This is a genomic window from Dactylosporangium maewongense (assembly GCF_039531485.1).
Lineage (GTDB): Bacteria > Actinomycetota > Actinomycetes > Mycobacteriales > Micromonosporaceae > Dactylosporangium > Dactylosporangium maewongense.
Genome location: NZ_BAAAQD010000032.1, coordinates 30,838 through 47,254 on the forward strand (window position 1 = coordinate 30,838; position 16,417 = coordinate 47,254).

Below are 16,417 nucleotides of genomic sequence, written 5' to 3' on the forward strand. Positions count from 1 at the left end.
GCCGACCCGTTTGTACGAATCTGCGGGTTACGTCCGTCTACTGTCCGCTCAGCCTCTGCTACGAAAAACCGGCAATGGCCGCCGAGGCCATCGCGCGGGGGCTCGCGTGAGGCTAATGTTCGGTCGGTGGGCATCCTCGAGCGGCTGACCCGACCTGCGCGATCGCCACGTGAGCGCTTCGCCGACCAGGTGCTGGCAGAGTTGCGCAGGCTCGGTGTCCGGGACGCCGAGTTCCGCCCGACCCAGTTCGCGATCGTGTGCGAGTGCGGTCAGGACGCGTATAGCTGGCTCTTCCTGGCCAAGGCATTCAGCCAGTACCAACGCAGACCCGGCGACCGGAAGCGCTTCGTGCGGGACTTCGTGGCCAGCAGCCTCGCGCCGCCGGCCCAGCCTTCGACGTTCGAAGAGGCGCTGCCGCGGCTGCGCCTCGCCCTGCGGCACGCCGCCCGTGGCACCCGCACGCTGCGCCGGCCCGCGCTGCCGCACCTCGACGAGGTCGTGCTCGTCGAGGACATCCCGGTCGACCTGGACAGCCCGGCCCGCTGGGGGGTCAGCGCCGAGCAGATCTTCGCGGCCGCGCACGAGCACACCCTCGCCCGCGCCGAACTGCCGGCCAGCGCCGCGCTCTTCGGCCCGTCGGTGCTGCACGTGCCCGACCACTCCGGCGACCACCTGGTCTCCTGGGTGCTCCTGGAGGGCTGGCTGGCCGACCTGGACGAGCAGGTCGGCGGGCGGGCCGTCGCGTTCCTGCCGAGCACGCTGATGCTGCTGGTCTGCGCCGACGAGCCGCGCCTGGTGGAGCAGCTGTTCGACCTGGCCGCCGACGAGTACGCGCGCACGCCGGTGCCGCTGTCGCCCATGGCGTACACCACCGACGACGACGGACGGGTCGTGCCCTTCGACCCGTCGCCGGGCCACCCGGCGTTCCACGCCGCGGCGAAGGCCCGCCGCCGCCTGGCCACCGACGTGGCCGAGCACCAGCGGCGGACCCTCGCCGACCCGCGCCTGTCCGACTGCACCCTGACCGCCCGGCCCGACGGCTCCACGTTCACCACCGCCGTCTGGGCGGTCGGCACGCCGACGCTGCTGCCGGTCGTCGACTTCGTCGGGGTGGCGCTGCCGGGGGAGCGGGTGTTCTACGTGCCGTGGGCGCTGATGATCGAGGCCGACCTGCTGATCGAGGAGATCGACTTCCGGCCGGCGCGCTTCACCGCGGTCGACCGGCCGTCACCGGCGTCGCTGGGCTACCTGCGGGAGCGCGCCGTCCACCTGTGAGGCCGATCGCCGCCTTGGCGCGGCGCACGGTCGCGTCGGCGGTCTGGGCGGCCTGCTCGGCGCCCTTGGCGAGGACGGCCTCGATCTCCTCGTCGGTCAGCTCCTGGTAGCGGCGCTGGAGCGGCTCCAGGGTGGCGATCACCGCGTCGGCGACCTGGGTCTTGAGCCGGCCGTACCCGCTGCCCCGGAAGTCGATGGTCTCCGGCGCGCGGTCGGTCAGCGCGCCCAGGATGTCGAGGAGGTTGGCGACGCCGGGACTGCCCTCCGGGTCGTACACCACCTCCGTGCCGGCGTCGGTGACCGCCCGCATCACCTTGCGGCGCAGCACGTCCGGCGGGTCGAGCAGGAACAGCACGCCCGCCGTGGAGGCGTTGGTCTTGCCCATCTTGCGGGCCGGGTCGGCGAGGTCCGCGATCCGGGCGGCGAATGCCGGGTGGACCGCCCGCGGCACGGTGAACGTGCGGCCGTACCGCTCGTTGAACCGCTCCGCCAGGTCGCGGGTCAGCTCGACGTGCTGGCGCTGGTCGCGGCCCACCGGTACCTCGTCGATGTCGTGCACCAGGATGTCGGCGGCCATCAGGACCGGGTACGTCAGCAGCGACAGCCGTGAGCCGCCACCACCGCCCTTCTCCTTGAACTGGATCATCCGGTGCGCCTCACCGTAGCTGGCGACGCATTCGAGCAGGTAGTGCAGCTCCAGGTGGGCGGCGACGTCGGACTGGCGGTAGAGCAGCGTCCGATCGGGATCGACGCCCGCGGCGAGCATCAGGCCGGCCACCTCGCGGGACCGGCTCTGCAGCAGGACGGGGTCGTGCTGGACGGTCAGGGCGTGCAGGTCGGCGATGAACGCCACCGTGTCCTGCTCGTGCTGGCCCCGGACGACGGGTCTGATGGCGCCGACGTAGTTGCCGAGCTGCAGCGGGCCGGTGGGCTTGAAGCCTGAGATGCGGCGGGACATGGGGGGCTCCTCGGTCTGGGTCTGGAGGCCCGCCGCCACCGGGACACGCAAAAGGCCGCCCGGAAACGGACGGCCTCGATGGGGATGTGTGCAGGAAACAGCGGCCGCCCCTAGCGGGCGCGCCAGCTCGAATCACGGTGCAGCACGTCACCACGATAGCAGCCCGCGATGGCACTTGCCGTGGTCACAGTGGCCCCCTCTCTGGCCCCTCCCAAGCGGCGGATCCAGGTGTTGGCTGGAGCGGAGGTTCGATCGGGGAGGCGCGACATGCACGAGATGACAGGGGCGGACATCGACGTGGCGGGGGAGCGGCACTGGCTGCGGCTCAGCTGTCCCGGCTGCCGGGGGTGGCTGGGGGTGCCCGGTGAGGTGCCGCCGGGGATGGCGGCGCAGCTGGTGGCGCGGCGCATCGACGCGTTCGTGCAGCGGCACGCGCGGTGCGGGCGGTGACCATGCTGCGCCAGTTTCGCCTGACCGCCAGCGGGCCGCTGGACGACGAGCGGGCCGACCTGTTGTTCGACAGGGCGGACGACCTGAGCGTGGAGGTGGTGCCCGGCGAGGGGGTCGCCTGGGTGGCGTTCGACCGGGTCGCGCCGACGCTGGTCGACGCGGTCGTGTCCGGGGTCCGCGACCTGGACGCGGCGGGGGTCGGCATCGTGCGGGCGGTCGCCGACGACCCGCTGGTGACCCTGGAGGTGATCGCGGCCCGGGTGCGGCGGCCGGTCGAGGTCGTGCGGGGGTGGACGCACGCCGGGTTTCCGGCGCCGGTCCGGGAGCACCCGCGGCGGCCGGTCTACCACTGGCCGGACGTGTCCGCCTGGCTCGACCTGCACCGCGCGCCGGTGCCGTCCGCCGGGAACGCCGACGTGACGCTGGAGGCGGTCACGCTGGCGCTCCGGCTGCGGGCGCTGGCACCGCAGCTGGAGCGGATGCCGCCGATCCGGTCGCTGCTGTATCCGTGACGGTCGGTCGTCGCCGCGGCCGTCGCTGTTGCGGCGGCTGCGGCGTTACGGCTTTGCGTCTGTCGCCGCTGTGCGGCTTTTCAGACGTCGAACTCGCCGTCTTTGGCGCCGGCCACGAAGGCGTCCCACTCGTCCTGGGTGAAGACGAGCACCGGGCTGTGCGGGTCGGCGCCGTTGCGCAGGCCGATCAGGTCGTCCACGAACGCGACCTCCACGCGGCTGCCGTGGCTCTCGCCCGGGGCCGAGCGCCACACGGCGCGGGAGCTGTCAAAGGCACCCTTCGGGTGCGACAACGTCATGGAACTTGAGGCTACACGTACAACATGGGACGACGGAAACGGAGCACTCGTCCGGGCGACGTGGTGATCACTACGATGCCAGGATGCGCGTGGGCATCATGGGTGGGACGTTCGACCCGATCCACCACGGCCACCTGGTCGCGGCGAGCGAGGTGGCCGATCGGTTCGGGCTGGACCAGGTGGTGTTCGTGCCGACCGGCGACCCCTGGCAGAAAACGGGGTCGGTGGTCAGCTCGCCGGAGGACCGCTACCTGATGACGGTCATCGCGACCGCCTCCAACCCGCGGTTCACCGTCAGCCGCGTCGACGTGGACCGCGGCGGGCCGACGTACACCGTCGACACGCTGCGTGACCTGCGCGAGCAGTACGGCGCGTCGGCGGAGCTGTTCTTCATCACCGGCGCCGACGCGCTCAAGAAGATCCTGTCGTGGAAGGATGCGCGGGACCTCTTCGACCTCGCGCACTTCGTCGGCGTCACGCGGCCCGGGTTCGAGCTCGACGCCTCCCACCTGCCGGCGGACTCGGTGAGCCTGGTCCAGGTGCCGGCGATGGCGATCTCGTCCACCGACTGCCGGCGGCGGGTCGCGTCCGGCAAGCCGGTCTGGTATCTCGTCCCCGACGGAGTGGTGCAATACATCGCTAAGCGCGGTTTGTACCGAAAAGTCGACAACATCTGAGGGGCAGAGTGTCGTACGGGCGTGAGAGGCTAGAACGAGCCCGGCACAGCAGGCCGGGGGAGACCGACGAAGGGAGCCCGGTGCCCGCGACTGAGCGTGCCATCGAGCTGGCGCTCACCGCTGCACAGGCGGCCGCCGACAAGAAGGCTGAAGACATCGTCATCCTGGATGTCGCCGACCAGTTGGCCATCACCGACGCGTTCGTGATCGCGTCGGCGCCCAACGAGCGGCAGGTCCTCTCGATCGTCGATGCCATCGAGGAGCAGCTGGTGCAGCTGCCCGAGAAGGCGAAGCCGGTGCGTCGCGAGGGCAACCGGGGCGGGCGCTGGGTCCTGCTGGACTATGTCGACATCGTCGTGCACGTGCAGCACAGCGAGGAGCGCGAGTTCTACCAGCTCGACAAGCTGTGGAAGGACTGCCCGGTCATCGAGTTCGTCGACCGCGACCTGCCCGCGCCGGCGTGACCAGGCTGATTCTCTGGAGGCACGGACAGACCTCCTGGAATGCCGGTGGGCGGGTGCAGGGGCAGATCGACACGCCGCTGTCCGAGACCGGTCTGGCGCAGGCGGCCGCGGCCGCGCCGCGGCTGGCCGCGCTCGAGCCCGCCGTGCTCGTCTCCAGCGATCTGCGCCGCGCCAGCACCACCATGGACGCCCTGACCGCGCTCGTGGACGTGCCGGTCACCCGTGACCCGCGCCTGCGCGAGCGCAGCTTCGGCGAGTGGGAGGGGCTGACGCACGCCGAGATCGGCGCGACCTGGCCGGAGGCGTTCGAGCGGTGGCGGCGGGGCGAGCCCGTCGACGACGCCGGCGTCGAGGAGGTCGACGCGCTCAGCAAGCGCATGACCGAGGCGCTGCAGGAGATCGTCGCGGCGGCGCCGGACGGGTCGACGATCGTGGTCGCGACGCACGGCGCCGTGGCCAGGCACGGCACGTGCGCGCTGCTGGGCTGGCCGCACGCGTTGGCGGCGACGCTGGGCGCGCTGCACAACTGCCACTCGACCGACCTGCGGTTCGACGCGACCCGGGGGTGGCAGCTGGCTGGCCACAACCTGCCATGATTGTCGCGGAACCGGGCGGGCGCCGGTAGCGTCGAAGGGATCATGGCAGTGCGTTCTGTGCTTCTGGTGGCCGCCGTAGCTCTCGCGCTCGGCGGCTGTGCCGCGTCTCCGACCTCCTCTCCCGGGGAGCCTCCGTCGGTCTCCGCTCCCGCTCCGTCGTCCATGTCGGTCGCGCCGTCGTCGGCCGCCCCCGGCTCCGCTCCCGCCGCCATCACCGTCTCCGGTCAGGTCGTCGAGGGTGTCGAGTCGGGCTGCCTGCTGCTTCGCGCGCCCGACAAGACGTACCTGCTGATCGGTGGTGACCGGGCCGTGCTGCAGGTCGGCAAGCAGGTCACCGTCACCGGGCGGCCCACTCCGGACCTGATGAGCACGTGCCAGCAGGGCACCCCGTTCCAGGTGAGCTCGGTCCAGGGCGGCTGATCGGCTACCGTGCCGTCATGACCGGAGCGGAGCGGACGGTCGGGTACCGTGCCGTCATGACCGGACCGGAGCGGAGCGTCGGCATCATGAGCGCAGTCCGTCGGCCAGGCCGATGCCGGAGCGCAGCGGAGGTGGCGGCATGACCGGCGCACCCTCCGCCGTCGCCGTTGTCACCGACTCGACCGCCTGCCTGCCGGCCGAGCTGGCCACCGACCCGGCGCGGCGGCTCACCGTCGTGCCGCTGGCCGTCGTCGTCAACGGCGTCCCCGGCCTCGACACCGTCGATGTCGACTCCGCCACCGTCGCCGAGGCGCTCAACGCCCGGCGGGTCGCCGTCACCACCTCCAGGCCCTCGCCGGAGGCGTTCGCCGACGTCTACCGGGGGCTGCTCGCCGCCGGGGCGACCGCGGTCCTGTCCGTGCACCTGTCGGCGAAGCTCTCCGGCACCTACGACGCGGCCAGCCTCGCGGCGGCCGAGTTCGGCGATGCCGTCTCCGTGGTCGACACCCAGTCCACCGGGATGGGGCTGGGCTTTCCCGCCCTCGCCGCGGCGGCCGCGGCCTCTTCGGGTGCCGCGCTGTCGGAGGCGAGGCAGGCCGCCCTTGACGCGGTCGGCCGCACCTCGACGCTCTTCTACGTCGACACCCTGGAGTTCCTGCGCCGGGGCGGGCGGATCGGGGCGGCGGCGGCGCTGCTCGGCACCGCGCTGTCGGTGAAGCCGATCCTGCACACCACCGACCAAGGCGTCGTCGTGCGGGAGAAGGTCCGCACGGCGAGCCGCGCGCTGGCCCGGCTGGTCGACATGGCCGACGAGGCGGCGGGGTCGTCGGTCGTCGACGTGGCGGTGCACCACCTGGCCGCGCCGGAGCGCGCCGATGCGCTGCTCACGACGTTGAAGGAGCGGCTCGGGGAGCGGCTGCGGGGGGTGTACCTGACGGAGGTGGGCGCGGTAGTCGGCGCCCACGTCGGGCCGGGGATGGTGGCCGTGGTGGTGCACACGGTGTAGCCGCCGCTGTCGGTTGTCCCTTCGTGTCGGTTGTCCACAAGGGCGTGGTTGTCCACAGGGCGGTGCGTTCGCGGGGGTGGCGCGGTCGTGACCGGTCTTAGCGTGACCGGGCATGAGGCGCAGTACTGCAGACGGTGACAGCGAGACGGCGGGGCGGCTGGCGAGGGTGGTCGGCCTCCCGCCGGATCCCGATCCGTATCCGTGGGATGAGTCGTTTCGGTCCGCCGGGTCTCCGGACCCTCGCCCTGACCTTGGCCTGGACCCCGGTCCCGGTCCGGACGCCTCCGGTGGGCGGTCGTGGCTGTCGGCGGTCGACCCCGGTCGGCGCGGAGTGCGGGCCCTCGTCGTGGTCGCCGTGCTGGTCGTCTGCGTGGCCGCGTTCCTGGCCTGGCGTTCCCGGCCGCAGGTCACCCCGGCGCCGCCGGTCGCCTCCGTCTCCGCCGCCCCGCCCGCCGCGGCCTCCAGCGCCCCGCCCCGGCTGGTCGTCTCGGTCGTCGGCAAGGTGCAGCGCCCCGGCCTCGTCGACCTGCTACCCGGGGCCCGCGTCGCCGACGCCATCACCGCCGCCGGCGGCCTGCTGCCCGGCGCCGAGCCGACCGGCCTCAACCTCGCCCGCAAGGTCGTCGACGGCGAGATGATCGCGGTCGGGATCCCTGCGCCGCCCGGTGCCGCGCCACCCGGTGCGGGCGGCGGCTCCGGCGGCGGTGGCCCCGTCAACCTCAACACCGCCACCGTCGCGGAGCTCCAGACGCTGCCCGGCATCGGCCAGGTCCTCGCGCAGCGCATCATCGACTACCGCGACCGTCACGGCGGCTTCCGCGCCGTCACCGACCTGCGCCAGGTCGAAGGCATCGGCGACGCCAAGTTCGCGCAGCTCAAGGACCGGGTGACGGTGTGAGCACCGACCTGCGCCTGGCCGGCGCCGCGGTCGGTTGCTGGCTGACCGCGCTGGGCTGCCTGTTCTGCCCCGCGCGGGCCGGCTGGGCGGTCGGTCTCGGCGCGGTGGCCCTCGCCGCGCTGTGGGGGCGGCTTCCCGTGCGGGCGCTGCGCCCGACCCGGTGGGTGGTCGTCGCGGCGCTGCTCGGCGTCGCCTGCGGCGCGGTCACCACCGCCGCCCGGGTCGGCGAGCGCGACGCCGAGCCCCTCGCCGGCCTCGCGGCCGCGCACACGACGGTGCGGCTCGGCCTGCGGATCTCCGACGACCCGCGGCTCGGCCGTTCCACGGCGGGCCGGTCGCCGACGGTCGTCGTGCCCGCCCGGCTGACCTGGCTGCGCACGGCCGACGGCACGAACGTGGACCTGGGCGCACGGGTGCTGGTCCTCGCCGCCGACAAGGGCTGGCTGGGGCTGCTGCCGGGCCAGCGGGTCGAGACGACCGGCCGGCTGTCCCCGGCCGACGGCGGCGACCTGCGCGCCGCGATCATCTCCGTCACCGACGCCCCGGCCCGCGTCACCCCGGCGCCGGCGATCCAGCGGGCCGCCGGCACGCTGCGGTCCGGCCTCCAGCGGGCCTGCCTGCCCCTGCCCGCGGAACCGGGCGGCCTGCTGCCGGGGCTCGTCGTCGGCGACACCAGCCGGCTCGACCAGCAGCTCGCCGACGACTTCCGCGCCACCGGCCTGACCCACCTGACCGCCGTGTCCGGCGCGAACCTGGCGATCGTGGTCGGGCTGGTGCTGCTGCTCGCCCGATGGTGCCGCGCCGGCCCGAAGGTTGCCGCGCTGATCTGCGTGCTGGCCCTCGCGGGGTTCGTCGTGCTGGTCCGGCCGTCGCCGAGCGTGCTGCGGGCCGCGGCGATGGGCGGCCTCGCCCTGGTCGCGCTCGCGCTCGGCCGCCCGCGGGCGGTCCTGCCGTCCCTCGCGACCAGCGTCCTCGTGCTCGTGGTCGTCGACCCCGAGCTGGCCGTCGACGCCGGCTTCGCGCTGTCCGTCCTCGCCACCGGCGGCCTGGTCCTGCTCGCGCCGCGCTGGGCGGAGGCCCTGCGCGCCAAGGGCTGGCCGGCGTTCGCGGCCGAGGCGGTCTGCGTGCCCGCCGCGGCGCAGGCGGCGTGCGCGCCGGTGATCGCCGGCATCTCCGGCGGCGTCAGCCTGACGACCGTGCCGGCCAACCTGCTCGCCGCGCCCGCCGTCGCCCCCGCCACGATCCTCGGCATCATCACCGCCGTGACGTCGCCGGTGCTGCCGGGCGTCGCGGCGTTCACCGCCTGGGTGGCCGCCTGGCCGGCCCGCTGGCTCGTCGCGATCGCCCACCACGGCGCCGCCGTCCCGGACGGTGTGCTCCCGTGGCCGGGCGGCGCGTTCGGCGGGATCCTGCTCGGCGGGCTGCTCGCGGCGCTGACCCTCGCGTTCCGGCGCCGGGCGGTGCGGCGGATCGTCGTCGTCATCACCCTCGCCGGCGTGCTCGGCGCCGTCCCCGTCAGAATCCTCACCGGCGGCTGGCCGCCGCCCGGCTGGGTCGTCGTCGCCTGCGACGTCGGCCAGGGCGACGCGCTCGTCGTGGCCGCCGGGGGCGGCGACGCCGTCGTCGTCGACGCGGGACCGCAGGCCGACCCCGTCGACCGCTGCCTGCGCGACCTCGGGGTCCGCCGCGTCCCGCTGCTGATCGTCAGCCACTTCCACGTCGACCACATCGGCGGCCTCGACGGCGTCCTGCGCCGCCGCCGCGTCGACCGGGTGCTCGTGCCGCCCTTCGCCGAGCCCGCGAGCGGCCGCCGGGCCGTCCTCGCCCGCGGCGTCGCCACCCTCGACGCGCCCGCCGGCACCGTCCTCACCGCCGGCACGGCGCGGCTCACCGTCCTCGGCCCGGCCCGCCCCGTGACCGGCACCCGGTCCGACGTCAACAACAACTCGCTGGTCGTCGCGGTCACCGTCGGCGGGATCCGGATCCTGCTCACCGGCGACGCCGAGACGGAGGAGCAGCTGAGCCTGCTCGACGCGCCCCTGCACGCCGACGTGTTGAAGGTCGCCCACCACGGCTCGGCGTATCAAGATCCGGCGTTCCTCGACGCGGTCGCCCCGAGGGTCGCCCTGGTCAGCGTCGGCGCCGGCAACGACTACGGCCACCCGAGCCCCGCCGTCCTGAGCCGCCTGGTCCGCGGGGGTGCGCGGGTCGTCCGTACCGACGAGGAAGGCGACATCGCCGTGGTCCGGGACGCCGCCGGTCGGCTCGCGGTCGTGGCCCACGGCTCGTCCGCTTTTGTCAGGGGGTCGTGACACGATGGCTCGCGTGTCTGGATCTGGTCTGCCCCGCCTCCGCCTGGTGATCGGCGACGAGGAGCTGCTCGTCTCCCGCGCCGTCACCGACACCATCGCCGCCGCCCGGGCGGACGACCCCGACACCGAGGTCCACCGCCGTCCAGGGGCCGATCTGACGGCCGGTGAGCTGGCCGAAATGCTGAGCCCGTCGCTGTTCGGCGGGCGGCGGGTCCTCGTCGTCGACAGCGGCCAGGACACCAAGAAGGACATCGTCGCGGCGCTGCTCGCCTATGCCGCCGACCCCGAGGACGACGTCGTCCTCGTCGTCACCCACGCCGGCGGCGCCAAGGGCAAGGCCCTCGCCGACGGGTTCAAGTCCGCCGGCGCCGACGTCGTGCCCGCCGCGAAGATCGGCAAGCACCGCGAGCGGGTCGACTTCGTGCGCAACGAGATCCGCCGGCAGGGCGGCAAGATCGGCGAGGACGCGGCAGAGGCCCTGCTCAGCGCCGTCGGCAACGATCTGCGCGAGCTGGTCGCCGCCTGCTCGCAGCTGGTCGCCGACACCGGCGGGCGGATCGACGTGAGCACCGTGGCGCAGTATTACCGCGGCCGCGCCGAGGTCTCCGGGTTCACCGTCGCCGACGCCGTCATGGTCGGCGACACGGCCGCGGCGCTGGAGGCCCTGCGGTGGGCGATGCACGTCGGCGTGGACCCCGTGCCGATCGCCGACGCCATCGCCGACGGCGTCCGCACCGTCGCCCGGGTGGCCGCCGCGGGCAAGGGCAGCGCATATCAACTCGCCGGAAATTTGGGAATGCCTCCGTGGAAGGTCGAACGCGCACAGCGCCAAGCCCGTGGCTGGACGGCCGAGGCGCTCGTTGATGCCATGCGAGTGGCGGCAGAGTGCAATGCCGCCGTAAAGGGTGGCTCGGACGACCGCGCCTATGCGCTCGAGCGGGCTGTGTTCGCAGTGGTCGCGGCGCGTGCTGGAGGAATAGGACGATGACGACGAGCAACGGGTTCGCCTCACAGGCGCCGCTGTATGTGCGTGCGCTGCGGCTTCGCCACCTGCATATCGGCGGATTCGTCAGTTTCATGCTGTTCGAGTGCATGATCGCGGGCGGTGTGCTGCTCGCACTCGCCGAGCTGGCCAGCTGGTGGGCGGTCCCCGTCCTCCCCGCTGTCGTCGCCATCATGGTGAAGGTCAACGACTTGGCCATCGGCGGCTCGAAGCGGGTCCGGGCGCAGGCGCGTTCCGCGGCCCGGGGTTCATCCGAACGGGCGTCATCCACTCGGGTGGATCCGGCCACCGAGACCGATGAGCCGACATCCGCCACCCGGCGGACCACGACCGCGCTGGACCGCGCCGAGATGGCCCGGGGCACCGGCACCGGCTCCGGCGCGGCGGCCCGCGCCGCGGGCGCCGGGCGCGACTCGTCCGGGATCGGGGTCTCGACCGCCGGCTCGGGCCGCGCGGCCGCGGGCAGCGTCGCCAGGTCCGGCTTCGCCGCGGCAGGCGTCGGCGGCTCCGGCGTCTACGGCTCCCGTTCGGGTTCGGCCGGCTCTGGCTCGTCAGGTGGTTCGGGTTCGGCGGGCTTCGGCCCGGCGGATGGTTCGGATCCGTCCGGCGGGGCCCGGGGTGCCGGCTCGTCCGCCGGTGCCGCCGCGGCCGCTTCCGCGGGCAACGGCTCCGGCGGGGTCGGAGTCCGCCAGGGCGGCGCGGGTGCCACGCGCACCGCGACCCGGCCGGCATCCGGCGAGCCGCCGGCGCAGCGCAAGAAGGTCGGCGTCATCCGGATCTCGGTCCCGGCCCGCGACGGCGGCCCGCGCGGCGCCCGCCAGCCGGAGACGAGCAACGAATACGGCATCTCGCCGGCCAGCGACGCCCCGCCCACCCAGCCCACCGCCGAGACCGCCGGCCACCACGCCGCCTCCGGTCAGGCCGTCCGCGACGCCGACACCGGCTCCCACGCGGCGTTCGACGACGCCGACACGACGGGTTCGGGCCGGGCGTTCCGGGATGGGGACACGACGGGTTCGGGCCGGGCTTTCCGGGATGGGGACACGACGGGTTCGGGCCGGGCTTTCCGGGATGGGGACACGACGGGTTCGGGCCGGGCTTTCCGGGACGGTGACACGACGGGTTCGGGCCGGGCTTTCCGGGACGGTGACACGACGGGCTCGGGCCGGGCTTTCCGGGACGGTGACACGACCGGCTCCGGTCGGGCCTTCCGGGAGGGTGACACGGGTTCTGGCCGGGCGTTCCGCGAAGGCGTCCCGGGTCAGCAGGTCGTGGTCCGCGACGGGGACACCGGGGTTCACCCGGCGTTCCGGACGGGGGAGGGCGGCGGCGCCCGGTCCGCGTTCCGCCAGGGCGGTCACGAGGACATCCACGAGGCGGACACGGGTAGCCACTCGGCGTACCAGACCTCGGACGGCCGCCGGTCGCGCGTGCACGCCGATGAGTCCGACGGCCGCCATGGCCGGACCGGCGAGCACGAGGGCTGGGACCAGGCCACCGGCGACGCCACCTGGCCGACCCGCAGCGGCTGGGACGAGTCGGCCGAGCCCGCACACGCGGGGCAGCACTGGGACTACTCCGGCACCGGCCGGGACTGGGACCACTCCGGCGAGACCGGCCAGGACTGGGACCGCGCGGGCCGTGCCGGCCAGGACCGGGGCCAGGCCACGCAGATCAGCCAGCGCCGCAGCCGCGACGACGAGGCGACCGAGGCCTGGGACGTGTCCGGCCGGTCCACCCAGGACCGAGCCCACGACAGCGGCGCCTGGGAGCACGACGGTCGGGCGGACCACGACGCTTCGGACGGCCGTGGCTGGCGCGCCGGTCAGGACGGCCGCGACTGGCAGGACGGCCGGGACGCTTCCGACGGCCGCGGCTGGCGTAGCGGTCACGACGGCCACGACGGTCACGGCTCGCAGGGCGACCGGGACGCCTCCGACGGCCACGGCTGGCGTAGCGGCAATGACGGCCACGGCTCGCAGGGGGGCCAGGACGCTTCCGACGGCCGAGGCTGGCGCGGCGTGCAGCACGGTCCCCAGGGCTGGCAGGGCGACCCGAAGGGCTACACCGGCCATGGCGCGCCGGAGTGGGGGCACGACGACGAGGGTCAGCGCTGGGACCGGGCCACCCCCGCGGGCTGGGAGCAGGTCGCCCAGGACGCCGGCCAGGATCGGGTGACGCGTGCCGGGCACGGCGGCGCCGGCGAGGGCCAGCAGGCGTGGGGCGAGGACACCGAGGCCGGCTGGGGCGACGAGGCGGCGTGGGCCGGCCGGCAAGGCGCCCGCGACGGCCAGGCCAACTGGGGCGACGAGACCGCCTGGGGCGACCGCGCCGCGTGGATCAGCCGCGCCGCCGCCGCACGCACCGACCAGCCTGCCCCGGGCACGCGGGCGGCGATGGAGGCGTACGCGGACGGTCACGCCGACGCGCAGCAGGGGGCCGGCTACACCGTCGCCGGCGGATCGGCCAGCTACGCGGGCGGCCACGGCCAAGCGGACTACGCAGGCGCCGGCCAGCAGGGTTACGCGGGCAACGGCGAAGCGGGCTACGCGTCCGGCCGGGCGGGCAGCGGCGACGCGGGCTACGTGCCTGGTCAGCAGGGCTACGCGGCCAGCGGCGATGCCGGCTACACAACCGGCCAGCAGGGTCACGCGGGCGACGGCGGGCCTGGCTACGTGCCCGGTCAGCAGGGCTACGCGGCGAGCGCCGAGGCAGGCTACGCGGCCGGTCAGGCAGGCTACGCGGCCGGTCAGGCAGGCTACGCGGCCGGTCAGGCAGGCTACGCGGGCAGCGCCGAGGCAGGCTACGCGGCCGGTCAGGCAGGCTACGCGGGCAGCGCCGAGGCAGGCTACGCGGCCGGTCAGGCAGGCTACGCGGGCAGCGGTGAGGCGGGCTACGCGGGCGACGGGCAGGCGGGGTATGCCGGGCAGGCGGGCTCGGGGTACACCGGCGGCGAGCAGGGCGGGCGCGGCGACGGGCACGGAAACGTGGTGCCCGGTGAGCCGGTCGACCCGTGGGCGGAGTGGGACGACGAGACCGGCTGGGCGGACCAGTCGCAGTGGGGTGCCGCGCCGAGCCGGGGTGGGCAGACCGGTTGGGGGGCGGGTCAGGCGGCGTGGAACGGGTACGAGCCGGCCGACGAGCCCGACACCGACGAGCCGGTGCGACCCGTCGACAACGGCCGGACCGCCGCCAACCGGGATGCCGCCGGTGGGCGCCACGCGCAGCGCCAGCCGGGAGGGCGTCGGAGGGCGGACGACACGGGGCACTTCCCGTCCGGGCAGTTCCAGTCGGGGCGGCACGCCGAGCGGCCCTGGCGGACCGACGACGACCTGACCCGGCAGCGGACCGGCGGCTTCAACCAGGGCCGCTTCGCCTGAGCCGAACAGCAGGCCGGCCAGTACAGGGGCCTGACGGGCGCTGGACGCCATGAACGATGAGCCGGAGGCGGCTCGGGGCACTCGCCCTGGTCGCTTCCGGCTCTTGGCGTCTGAGGGTGCTGCATTGGCCTGGTGGCGGCGTCTGGGGCGTGGCCTGGCGATGGCGGAAGGGTTGGCTTCGACCGGGACCGGGCCTGGCGGACTGCCAGCGGGGTTCGGGCGGCGTGCCGGAAGCGGACGCCTGCCTGGCCCTGGTCGCCTCCAGCACAGCGATGCCCGGGGCGGTGGGGAGCGCTACCAGGACCCGGATGTTTGCGGAGCGGGGCCGGCGGCAGCCCCCGGTGTCCGCGGCGGGGAGTGGGAACAGCGAAAGCGCCGCCCTCGGTGGGGCGGCGCCTTTCGCGGAGCTGAGAAGAAGTGCTGGGGCCGGTCAGGCGGCCAGCGAGCCCAGCTTCTTGGTGATGGCCGACTTGCGGTTGGCCGCCTGGTTCTTGTGGATGACACCCTTGCTGGCAGCCTGGTCCAGCTTGCGCGAGGCGTCGCGGAGCAGGGTGGTGGCGGCCTCGGTGTCGCCGGCTGCGGTGGCCTCGTGGAACTTGCGGATCGCGGTCTTCAGGGAAGACTTGACCGACTTGTTGCGCAGGCGGCGCTTCTCGTTCTGCCGGTTGCGCTTGATCTGGGACTTGATGTTCGCCACGCGACAGACCTCGTCTTGTTAGCTCGGGTTGGAAAAGTTTAGGCGCAAGCAACAGGGACGCGTCACCGTGCGCGATGAATCAGGTTACCAGGTCCCCACCCTGCCAGCCAAAACGGGCGGCCACGGTGGGGTGGGGTCTTACAGGGCGCTGCCCTTCTTGTACTCGTCCCAGGACAGTTCCCAGTCGGTCCAGCCGTCGCCGTACTTCACGCGCTCCTCGGTGCCCTTGACGATGACGGGGTCGCCGATGTGGGTCACGCCGTACAGCCATTTTGCCAGGTCGAGGGAGATGTTGACGCAGCCGTGGGAGACATTGCGCTTGCCTTGGTCCTTGACGGACCAGGGGGCGGCGTGGATGTACTGGCCGCTCCAGGTGATCCGCTGGGGGTACTCGACCTTCGTGCGGTAGCCGTCGGGGGAGTCGACGGGGACGCCGTAGGTGGAGGAGTCGAACCACTCCCACTCGTTCTTCACCATGACGATGAAGTTGCCGCTGTCGGAGGGGTTGCTCGGCTTGCCCAGGGAGACGGGCATCGTCTTGAGCAGGACGCCGTCCTCGGTGATCGTCATCTGCTTGGTGGCGTTGTCGACCTCCATGATGAGCTTCTTGCCCACGGTGGCGTCGACGGTGATGTCCTTCTCACCGTAGGACTTGCCGCCGAAGGAGACGCCGCCGACGCGGGCGCGCAGGGAGAGCTTCGTGCCCGCCTGCCAGTACTCTTTGGGGCGGTAGTGGATCTCCTTGCTGGTGTACCAGTTCCAGCTGCCCTCCTGCGGCGGGTCGGAGGACATGAGGAGCCGCCGCTCAATGCCGGCCCGCTTGTCCTTCGGGATCTCGACGCCGAAGGACAGGATCATCATCATGCCGACGCCGACGACCTGGCCGTCGCCGATCTGGCTGCTGGTGCGGGCGAGGCTGGACGGCTTGGCCATGGTGGTGAACTTCACCGTGGACTTGGCGCTGCCGGCGGTGATCGTGGCCGTGTACTCGGTGGAGTACTTCAGCTGCTTGTCCGGCATCCACTCGACCCCCTTGCCCGAGGCGCCGGTGGAGCCCGAGGCGCCGGTGGAGCCCGAGGCGCCGGTGGAGCCCGAGGCGCCGGTGGAGCCCGAGGCGCCGGTGGAGCCCGAGGCGCCGGTGGAGCCCGAGGCGCCGGTGGAGCCCGAGGCGCCGGTGGCGGGCGCACCCTGGCCACCAGCGGGCAGGGCGGCGCCGGACACGGTGGCGCCCGAGGCGTCCTGCAGCGTGACCGTGGCGTCGGAGGAGGCCTCGTACACGAGGGACGTCGCGGTCGAGACGTCCTTGGCGCCGTCGGTGGGGGCCGTCACCTTGACGGTGGCGGCCGCGGCGCTGGAGCCGCTGCCGCCGCCCTTCCAGGACGGGGCGGGGTCGCTGCAGCCGGCGAGCAGCAGGGCGCTCACCACGAACACGGAGGTCAGTCGTCGTAGTTGCATCAGCAACCATTGTGC

General features: G+C 73.9%; 16 protein-coding genes. 12 read left to right on the top strand and 4 right to left on the bottom strand.

Going from position 1 to position 16,417, the window contains the following annotated elements; genetic code table 11:
• Nucleotides 1-126: 126 nt before the first annotated feature.
• Nucleotides 127-1,275, top strand: a complete 1,149-nt coding sequence (locus ABD332_RS49715; protein ID WP_344512312.1) for a hypothetical protein — start codon at nt 127-129, stop codon at nt 1,273-1,275.
• Here the strand turns inward: ABD332_RS49715 and trpS are convergent.
• Entirely contained in the window at nt 1,208-2,233 is a 1,026-nt protein-coding gene (gene trpS / locus ABD332_RS49720; protein ID WP_344512314.1) for a tryptophan--tRNA ligase, read from the bottom strand. The genes ABD332_RS49715 and trpS overlap by 68 nt on opposite strands.
• Before the next feature lie 267 nt (nt 2,234-2,500).
• On the opposite strand from trpS, the gene ABD332_RS49725 reads away from it, so the two are divergent.
• On the top strand, nt 2,501-2,683 hold the full coding sequence (locus ABD332_RS49725) for a hypothetical protein (RefSeq protein ID WP_344512316.1): 183 nt from the start codon (nt 2,501-2,503) through the stop codon (nt 2,681-2,683).
• Nucleotides 2,680-3,195: a hypothetical protein gene (locus tag ABD332_RS49730; RefSeq protein WP_344512318.1), complete on the top strand. Its 516-nt coding sequence runs from the start codon at nt 2,680-2,682 to the stop codon at nt 3,193-3,195. Before ABD332_RS49725 ends, ABD332_RS49730 begins: the two co-directional genes overlap by 4 nt.
• Nucleotides 3,196-3,275: 80 nt before the next feature.
• Here ABD332_RS49730 and ABD332_RS49735 read toward each other — a convergent pair whose 3' ends face one another.
• A complete protein-coding gene (locus tag ABD332_RS49735) occupies nt 3,276-3,494 on the bottom strand; it encodes a DUF397 domain-containing protein (protein ID WP_033365485.1) in 219 nt (72 codons plus the stop codon).
• 83 nt (nt 3,495-3,577) lie between these two features.
• Between ABD332_RS49735 and nadD the strand changes: the two genes are divergently transcribed.
• The 9 genes from nadD (at nt 3,578) to ABD332_RS49780 (ending at nt 14,250) form a co-directional block, all read left to right on the top strand.
• Complete coding sequence (gene nadD / locus ABD332_RS49740; RefSeq protein ID WP_344512320.1) at nt 3,578-4,171, top strand: nicotinate-nucleotide adenylyltransferase; 594 nt, start codon at nt 3,578-3,580, stop codon at nt 4,169-4,171.
• A gap of 80 nt (nt 4,172-4,251) precedes the next feature.
• Nucleotides 4,252-4,635, top strand: a complete 384-nt coding sequence (rsfS, locus tag ABD332_RS49745) for a ribosome silencing factor (protein WP_344512322.1) — start codon at nt 4,252-4,254, stop codon at nt 4,633-4,635.
• The gene (locus tag ABD332_RS49750) at nt 4,632-5,231 is read left to right on the top strand and encodes a histidine phosphatase family protein (RefSeq protein ID WP_344512324.1); all 600 of its coding nucleotides are present in this window, start codon (nt 4,632-4,634) and stop codon (nt 5,229-5,231) included. Before rsfS ends, ABD332_RS49750 begins: the two co-directional genes overlap by 4 nt.
• A gap of 162 nt (nt 5,232-5,393) precedes the next feature.
• Entirely contained in the window at nt 5,394-5,651 is a 258-nt protein-coding gene (locus tag ABD332_RS49755) for a hypothetical protein (RefSeq protein WP_344512326.1), read from the top strand.
• A gap of 139 nt (nt 5,652-5,790) precedes the next feature.
• Nucleotides 5,791-6,657: a DegV family protein gene (locus tag ABD332_RS49760; protein WP_344512328.1), complete on the top strand. Its 867-nt coding sequence runs from the start codon at nt 5,791-5,793 to the stop codon at nt 6,655-6,657.
• 112 nt (nt 6,658-6,769) lie between these two features.
• Nucleotides 6,770-7,555 (top strand): ComEA family DNA-binding protein, encoded by a 786-nt coding sequence (locus tag ABD332_RS49765; protein WP_344512330.1) that lies wholly within the window; start codon nt 6,770-6,772, stop codon nt 7,553-7,555.
• On the top strand, nt 7,552-9,867 hold the full coding sequence (locus ABD332_RS49770) for a ComEC/Rec2 family competence protein (RefSeq protein ID WP_344512332.1): 2,316 nt from the start codon (nt 7,552-7,554) through the stop codon (nt 9,865-9,867). The genes ABD332_RS49765 and ABD332_RS49770 overlap by 4 nt, the downstream gene beginning before the upstream one ends.
• A gap of 4 nt (nt 9,868-9,871) precedes the next feature.
• On the top strand, nt 9,872-10,855 hold the full coding sequence (gene holA / locus ABD332_RS49775; RefSeq protein WP_344512334.1) for a DNA polymerase III subunit delta: 984 nt from the start codon (nt 9,872-9,874) through the stop codon (nt 10,853-10,855).
• A complete protein-coding gene (locus tag ABD332_RS49780; RefSeq protein ID WP_344512336.1) occupies nt 10,852-14,250 on the top strand; it encodes a hypothetical protein in 3,399 nt (1,132 codons plus the stop codon). The genes holA and ABD332_RS49780 overlap by 4 nt, the downstream gene beginning before the upstream one ends.
• Nucleotides 14,251-14,680: 430 nt before the next feature.
• On the opposite strand, the gene rpsT is transcribed toward ABD332_RS49780, so the two are convergent.
• Nucleotides 14,681-14,947 (bottom strand): 30S ribosomal protein S20, encoded by a 267-nt coding sequence (gene rpsT, locus ABD332_RS49785; RefSeq protein WP_344512338.1) that lies wholly within the window; start codon nt 14,945-14,947, stop codon nt 14,681-14,683.
• Between the two features lie 138 nt (nt 14,948-15,085).
• The gene (locus tag ABD332_RS49790) at nt 15,086-16,402 is read right to left on the bottom strand and encodes a L,D-transpeptidase (protein WP_344512340.1); all 1,317 of its coding nucleotides are present in this window, start codon (nt 16,400-16,402) and stop codon (nt 15,086-15,088) included.
• Between the last annotated feature and the right edge of the window lie 15 nt (nt 16,403-16,417).